This window comes from Caulobacter sp. D5, from assembly GCF_003185805.1.
Lineage (GTDB): Bacteria > Pseudomonadota > Alphaproteobacteria > Caulobacterales > Caulobacteraceae > Caulobacter.
In genome coordinates this window covers 1-6,644 of the sequence record NZ_QHJY01000478.1, presented here as the reverse complement: position 1 = coordinate 6,644, position 6,644 = coordinate 1, and the positions used below count along the sequence as shown (strand labels likewise).

General features: G+C 68.5%; 7 protein-coding genes and 1 pseudogene. 6 read left to right on the top strand and 2 right to left on the bottom strand.

Annotated features, from left to right (window positions below; genetic code table 11):
- The coding region (locus DMC18_RS24015) for a thiamine phosphate synthase (protein WP_199232626.1) at nt 1-351 on the top strand (351 nt) is incomplete at its 5' end.
- A 10-nt stretch (nt 352-361) separates the two neighbouring features.
- Here the strand turns inward: DMC18_RS24015 and DMC18_RS24010 are convergent.
- Complete coding sequence (locus DMC18_RS24010; protein ID WP_233245168.1) at nt 362-787, bottom strand: NtrZ family periplasmic regulatory protein; 426 nt, start codon at nt 785-787, stop codon at nt 362-364.
- A 250-nt stretch (nt 788-1,037) separates the two neighbouring features.
- Here DMC18_RS24010 and DMC18_RS24005 point away from each other — a divergent pair, with 250 nt between their 5' ends.
- The 5 genes from DMC18_RS24005 to DMC18_RS26300 all read left to right on the top strand — a co-directional run bounded on the left by DMC18_RS24005 (nt 1,038) and on the right by DMC18_RS26300 (nt 6,432).
- Complete coding sequence (locus tag DMC18_RS24005) at nt 1,038-1,568, top strand: DUF3576 domain-containing protein (protein ID WP_110118410.1); 531 nt, start codon at nt 1,038-1,040, stop codon at nt 1,566-1,568.
- Between the two features lie 248 nt (nt 1,569-1,816).
- Nucleotides 1,817-4,408: a leucine--tRNA ligase gene (gene leuS / locus DMC18_RS24000; RefSeq protein WP_110118411.1), complete on the top strand. Its 2,592-nt coding sequence runs from the start codon at nt 1,817-1,819 to the stop codon at nt 4,406-4,408.
- Nucleotides 4,409-4,411: 3 nt separating this feature from the next.
- On the top strand, nt 4,412-4,906 hold the full coding sequence (gene lptE, locus DMC18_RS23995) for an LPS assembly lipoprotein LptE (RefSeq protein WP_110118412.1): 495 nt from the start codon (nt 4,412-4,414) through the stop codon (nt 4,904-4,906).
- 10 nt (nt 4,907-4,916) lie between these two features.
- Nucleotides 4,917-5,966 (top strand): DNA polymerase III subunit delta, encoded by a 1,050-nt coding sequence (gene holA, locus DMC18_RS23990; protein WP_233245169.1) that lies wholly within the window; start codon nt 4,917-4,919, stop codon nt 5,964-5,966.
- 301 nt (nt 5,967-6,267) lie between these two features.
- Entirely contained in the window at nt 6,268-6,432 is a 165-nt protein-coding gene (locus DMC18_RS26300) for a hypothetical protein (protein ID WP_158285976.1), read from the top strand.
- 24 nt (nt 6,433-6,456) lie between these two features.
- On the opposite strand, the pseudogene DMC18_RS23985 reads toward DMC18_RS26300, so the two are convergent.
- Nucleotides 6,457-6,644: pseudogene (locus tag DMC18_RS23985) on the bottom strand (chromosome partitioning protein ParB); the annotation flags it as partial.

The following is a 6,644-nucleotide window of genomic DNA, read 5'->3' as shown; positions in this document are numbered from 1 at the left end:
CTGGCCGAAGCTATCGGCGCGCATGGGGCGCACCTGCCCCAGCGGCTGGCGGAGACAGCCCCGGCCGTCCGCGCGGCCCATCCGGCCTGGCGGGTCACGGCGGCGGCGCACGATGCTGCGGCGGCTCGAGCGGCCGAGTTGGCGGGAGTCGAGGCGCTGGTGGTCTCGCCGGTCTTTCCGAGCAACAGCCCCTCGGCCGGAACGCCGCTGGGCGTCGAGGGTCTGGCGGTGATCGCCGCCAGCGTCGCCCTGCCCGTCTACGCCCTGGGCGGCGTCAATGCGAAAACCGCCGACGCGCTGGTCGGCGCGGGCGTCTATGGTCTGGCTGGGATCGAGGGGTTCGGCGCCTAGGCGCCGAAGATCAGAACTTGAACGCCGTCTCGAGCTTCACGCGCGGGGCAGGCTCGCGGGTTTCGTTCTTGCGGGCGGCCACGGCGGGATTGTTCTCGCCCAGGGCCACGGCGCCGCCGACGCGGATCGACGGAGTGACCTTGAAGTAGGCCCCGGCCTGGACGTCCTTCAGCTCCATGTCGCGGCCGACGGGCTGGTCGAGGTCGAGCTTGAGGCCCCACTTGCCCTTGCGGGCGTCGAATTCCAGGGTCTTCTTCGGGCCTTGCGGGCTGAAGGGCGCGCCCTGCGAACCGGTGAAGTCGTTCTTTACGGTGAAGTCGGCGGTGGCGGGCGCGGTGCGGGTTTTCGTCTGGGCGTGCGCGATCGAGGCCGATCCCGTCAGGATCAGCGCGGCGGCGGCGCCTGCCATCACGAATTGGGTCGCGACCTTCGTCACTCGACACCTGTCCCCAAAATTACCCCTGCCCGAACCCAATATAGGCACGGACACCCTGAACGCCGAATAAAGGCCTGAATACAACGCGGTCAACAGGGCTTGGATCACGCGGATCGTCGCAGGTTACGATTCAAGCGGCGCCTGTGGCGGTCATGTCACGCGATTCCTGTTTTGACGCGGCGCGGCCATGCTATAGAGCCGTTCCGGCTGCGGGGGCGCGCCAGAGCTGCGCGCACGCGCCGGCAGACATTTGGAGCAAGGTACTATGGCGTTTGAGCGTGGGTCGGTGTTGCGCGGCGTCGCCGCTGGCGTTCTGGCGCTGTCGGTTCTCGGCGTTGGCGCTTGCAGCAGCAACAAGCCGCCCAAGACCTTCACGACCCAGAGCGAAGAGCCGGGCTTCCAGCCCTTCGGCCTCTTCAAGAAGAGCGCGCCCAAGGCCGCCCCGAGCGAAGGCTCGATCGGCGTCAACGGCTTCCTGTGGCGCGCGTCGCTGGACACCCTGGCGTTCATGCCGCTGGCCTCGGCCGACCCGTACGGCGGCGTGATCGTCACCGACTGGTACGTGAACCCGGAAAAGCCGGAAGAGCGGTTCAAGGCGACCGTCTACATCCTCGACACCCGCCTGCGCGCCGATGGTCTGAACGTGACCATCTTCAAGCAGGCCAAGGACGCTTCGGGCGCCTGGGTCGACACGGCGGCCGCGGACCAGACCGCGACCGACATCGAGAACGCCATCCTGACGCGCGCGCGCCAGCTTCGCCTCTCGAACATCAAGAACTAAGGACCTTTCGTCCTTCGCACGCCTTTCGGGAGCTCCCTGGCGACAAGGGGCTCCCGTTCGCATATTTAGGCGCGCCCATATTTAAGCGCACTCTGGCCGCGAAACCGCTTATGACGTCTGCGGAACGCGCCCCAGAGCCTGCGTAGCAGGCTCTGGAATCAAACATTAGAGCGCGCCCGGGCGGGTTAACCGCCTACACTTAACCCTGGCGCGCTCTCGCGCATCGACCGCAAGCATCTCTGGTTTCCATGGCCCGCTACAATCCCAAAGACACCGAGCCGAAGTGGCGTGAACGCTGGGCGCAAGCCGAGACCTTCCTGACGCCGATCACCCCGGATGCGCGGCCGAAATACTACGTGCTCGAGATGTTCCCCTATCCGTCGGGGCGCATCCACATGGGCCACGTGCGCAACTACGCCATGGGCGACGTCGTGGCCCGCTACAAGCGCGCCCAGGGCTTCAACGTGCTGCACCCGATGGGCTGGGACGCCTTCGGCATGCCGGCCGAGAACGCGGCCATGGAGCGCGGCGTCCACCCCAAGGGCTGGACCTACGACAACATCGCCGCCATGCGCGAGCAGCTGAAGGCCCTGGGCCTGTCGGTCGACTGGTCGCGCGAATTCGCCACCTGCGACCCGGAGTACTACGGCAAGCAGCAGGCCTGGTTCCTGCGCCTGCTGAAGCGCGGCCTGGTCTATCGCAAGGAAGCCTCGGTCAACTGGGACCCGGTCGACATGACCGTGCTGGCCAACGAACAGGTCATCGACGGCAAGGGCTGGCGCTCGGGCGCGACCGTGGAGAAGCGCAAGCTGACCCAGTGGTTCCTGCGCATCACCGACTACGCCGACGCCCTGATCGACGGCCTGAAGACCCTGGATCGCTGGCCCGAGAAGGTCCGCATCATGCAGGAGAACTGGATCGGCCGGTCCAAGGGCCTGCGGTTCAAGTTCCAGTTTGATGGCGAGGCTCCGGACGGCCTGGCCGAGGGGCTGGAGGTCTACACCACCCGTCCCGACACCCTGTTCGGCGCCAGCTTCGTGGGCATCGCCCCCGAGCACCCGCTGGCCGAGCAGCTGGCGGTCGAGAATCCCGACCTGCAGGCCTTCATCGCCGAGTGCCGCAAGGGCGGCACTTCGGAAGCCGACATCGAGGGCGCCGAGAAGCTGGGCCGCGACACCGGCCTGCGGGTGAAGCACCCGCTGGACCCGTCGATCACCCTGCCCGTCTGGATCGCCAACTTCATCCTGATGGACTACGGCACCGGTGCGATCTTCGCCTGCCCGGCCCACGACCAGCGCGACCTGGACTTCGCCCGCAAGTACGACCTGCCGGTCAAGCCGGTGGTGCTGCCGGCGGGCGCGGATCCGGCCGAGTTCACGGTCGGCAAGGAGGCCTATGTCGGCCCCGGCAAGATCTTCAATTCGGAGTTCCTGGACGGGATGGACGTCGAGGCCGCCAAGGCCGAGGCCGTCTCGCGCATCGAGGCCGCCGGCCAGGGCCAGGGCGCGACCGTCTATCGCCTGCGCGACTGGGGCGTCTCGCGCCAGCGCTATTGGGGCTGCCCGATCCCGGTCATCCACTGCGAGGCCTGCGGCCCGGTGTCAGTGCCGGAGGACCAGCTGCCGGTGGTGCTGCCCGAGGACGTCACCTTCGACCCCAACAAGCCGGGCAACCCGCTGGTGCGGCACCCGACCTGGAAGCATGTCGCCTGCCCGTCGTGCGGCGCCCCGGCCGAGCGCGAGACCGACACGCTGGACACCTTCGTCGACAGCAGCTGGTACTTCGCCCGCTTCACCGATCCGACCGCGGCCGAGCCCATCGACAAGGCCTGCGCCGACCACTGGATGCCGGTCGATCAGTACATCGGCGGCGTCGAGCACGCCGTGCTGCACCTGCTGTACGCCCGCTTCATCACCAAGGCGCTGAAGGACGAGGGCCTGCTGTCGGTGGACGAACCGTTCGCGGGCCTGTTCACCCAAGGCATGGTCACCCACGAGGCCTACAAGAACGAGGCCGGCGAGTGGGTCGAGCCGTCGGACGTGGTGATCACGGCCGAAGGCAATAGCCGCACCGCCAAGCACGCCAAGACCGGCGCGCCGATCCTCATCGGCGACATCGAGAAGATGTCGAAGTCCAAGAAGAACGTCGTCGCTCCCGAAGACATCTTCGAGGCCTACGGCGTCGACGCCGCACGCCTGTTCGTGATGAGCGACAGCCCGCCCGAACGCGACGTGCAGTGGACCAACAGCGGCGTGGAGGGCTCCTGGCGCTTCACCCACCGCCTGTGGAACGAGTTCGACAGCCAGCCGACCGGCGACTTCGCCCATGACGAGGCCGACGAGACGGCCCTGGCCCTGCGCAAGGCGGCCCACAAGCTGATCGGCTTCGTCACCGACAGCATCGAGGGCTTCCGCTTCAACAGCGGCGTGGCGCGCCTGTACGAGTTCCTGAACGCCCTGAAGGCTGCTCCGGCGGAAGGCGCTTCGGAAGCCGTGCTGGCGGCCCGCGCCGAGGCGCTGGACATCCTGGCCCGCCTGGTCGCCCCGTTCACCCCTCACCTGGCCGAAGAGGCCTGGGTGCGCCTGGGCCGCGAGGGCATGGTGGTCGATGCGTCCTGGCCCAAGGCCGATCCGGCCCTGGCCGCCGACGACGAACGCGTGCTGCCGATCCAGATCAACGGCAAGCGCCGCGGCGAGATCAAGGTCAAGGCCGGCGCCCCGGACGACGAGGTGCAGAAAATCGCTCTGGCGGATCCGGGCGTCATGGCCCACCTTGAGGGGGTCACGGTCCGCAAGGTGATCGTGGTCAAAGACCGCATCGTCAACATCGTGGCGAACTGATCCATGAAGCGTCTCCTGGCGGCCGCCGCCCTCCTTTCGACCCTGGCTCTGTCGGCCTGCGGTTTCACCCCGCTCTACGCCCAGCACGGGGTCACCGGCGGGCTCGGCGCGATCGAGGTGGTGGCGGCCGAGGGCCGCGCCGGCTACCTGCTGCGCGAGCAGCTGGAAGACGCCCTGGCGCGCAACCCCAGCGTCCTGCCCTCGCACCGTCTGAGCTACACGGTGAAGGAAAACCGCTACGCCCGCGGCGTGCGCGTGGACAACGTGGCCAACCGCTACGAGCTCAACATGAAGGTCGACTGGAAGCTGGTCGACGCCACGACCGGCTCGGAGGTCCGCAAGGGCCAGACGACCGCCGTGGTGACCTACGACTCCGCCGACCAGCCCTATGCGGCCATCGCCGCCCAGCAGGACGGCCAGGAACGGGCCGCCGCCGAGGTGGCGCGCAAGATCCAGCTGGACCTCGCCGCCTGGCTGGCCGGCAAGGCGCCCGCCTGACCTCGTGGCCATTCTTTCCAAGCGGCAGGACGTCGAGCGGTTCCTGAAGGATCCGACGCCCGACGTCCGGGCCGTCGTCATCTACGGCAAGGATCGCGGCGTCGTGCGCGACCGCGCCACCCAGCTCGCCCACAAGGTGGTCGAGCGGCCCGATGATCCCTTCGACACCGCCCTGCTGACCGAGGGCGACCTCGACAGCCAGCCGGGCCGTCTGGAAGACGAGCTGGCCGCCCTGTCGATGATGGGCGGCAAACGTCTGGTGCGCCTGCGGCTGATGGGCGAGAAGGCCGGTCCCGACAAGCAGGCCGCCGAGGCCCTCACCGCCCATGTCGAGGGCCGCCTGAACCCCGAGGCCTTCTTCCTGGTCGAGGCCGGGGCCCTGGGCCGCGACTCCGCCCTGCGCAAGACGGGCGAGAAGGCCAACGGCTGCTACGTCATCCCTTGCTACGAGGACGAGGTCGGCGACATGGCGCGCCTGACCCGCGACGCCCTGTCCCGGGACGGCGTCAGCCTCAACGGCGAGGCGCTGGACCTGTTCGTCAACCGCCTGCCCAAGGAGCGCGGCGTGGCCCGCGCCGAGATCGAGCGGCTGGCGCTGTACCTCGGCCCCAACAGCGGTGTGGTCGCCACACCGGCCGACCTGACCGACTTTCTCGGCGTCGAGCCCGAGGCTTCGCTGAGCGACGCCGCCGCCGACGCCTTCGGCGGCCGCATCGGTCCCGCCCAGGCCGGCCTGCGCCGCGCCGCCCAGGAAGGTGAAGGCGGCCCGGCGGCGGTACGGGCCATGGGCTACTATCTCGGCCGTCTGCGCCGCACCCTGACCCTGCACAAGAACGGCGTGGACCTGGGGGCCGCCGCCAAGGCCTCGGGCGTGTTCTGGAAGACCGAACGCGAGTTCCTGCGCCAGGCCCGCGCCTGGTCGCTCGAACATCTCCTGACCGTGCAGCAGGACATCCTGACCGCCGACAAGGCCTGCAAGACCTCCGGCTCGCCCGACCAGCTGATCGCCGAGCGCCTGGCCCTGCAGATCGCCGGCCGCGCGCGGCGGCTGGGGCTGTAGGCTGAATCGATATTCGCGGCCGCGTCTCTACCGTTTGCCGCACACAACGATCGCCTTCCTGGGCCTTGCGCCCAGGACCCATCGTTCAACCTGCTCAAACCTTGGCAGTACGGTGGAGGTCTGAGCGGTCGCCGGCATGGTCCCTCGCCACAAGGGCGAGGGAAGCCGCCGTGGGCGAACGACGAGCACCAAGCTCGCCGGTTCCGCACCTGAATGTCGATCCGAACCCGGCAGGAGGCTATGCCTTCCGGGCGAGATCGAGATTCGGTCGCGCTGGCAAAGCTTTTCGGACTCGGAGGCCATGCTGCTTGTGGAAAATGATCGCCGCACGGACGACCAATTCAACCCGCCGAACCTCACGTTTTCCTTGTATCACAAGGGTTTAAAACGAATTTCCGGCCGCCCTGCCCTCGCCTGTGACGAACGGCGCGACCCAGGATACGGCCGCGCCTTCTTCCGTGCGTGACAGAAGACCCTCAAGACGCCTGGTTCAGGCGCCCCGGGTCAGGCGGTTGCAGAGGTCGTCGAGCTGCTCGAGCGTCGCGTAGCGGACGATCAGCGAACCGGCGCCGCCGCGATGGTCGATCTCGACGTCGAGGCCGAGCACCGACGACAGGTCGGCTTCCAGAGCCTGGGTGTCGGTGTCCTTGGCGCGCGGCGCCTTGGGCGCGCCGCCGG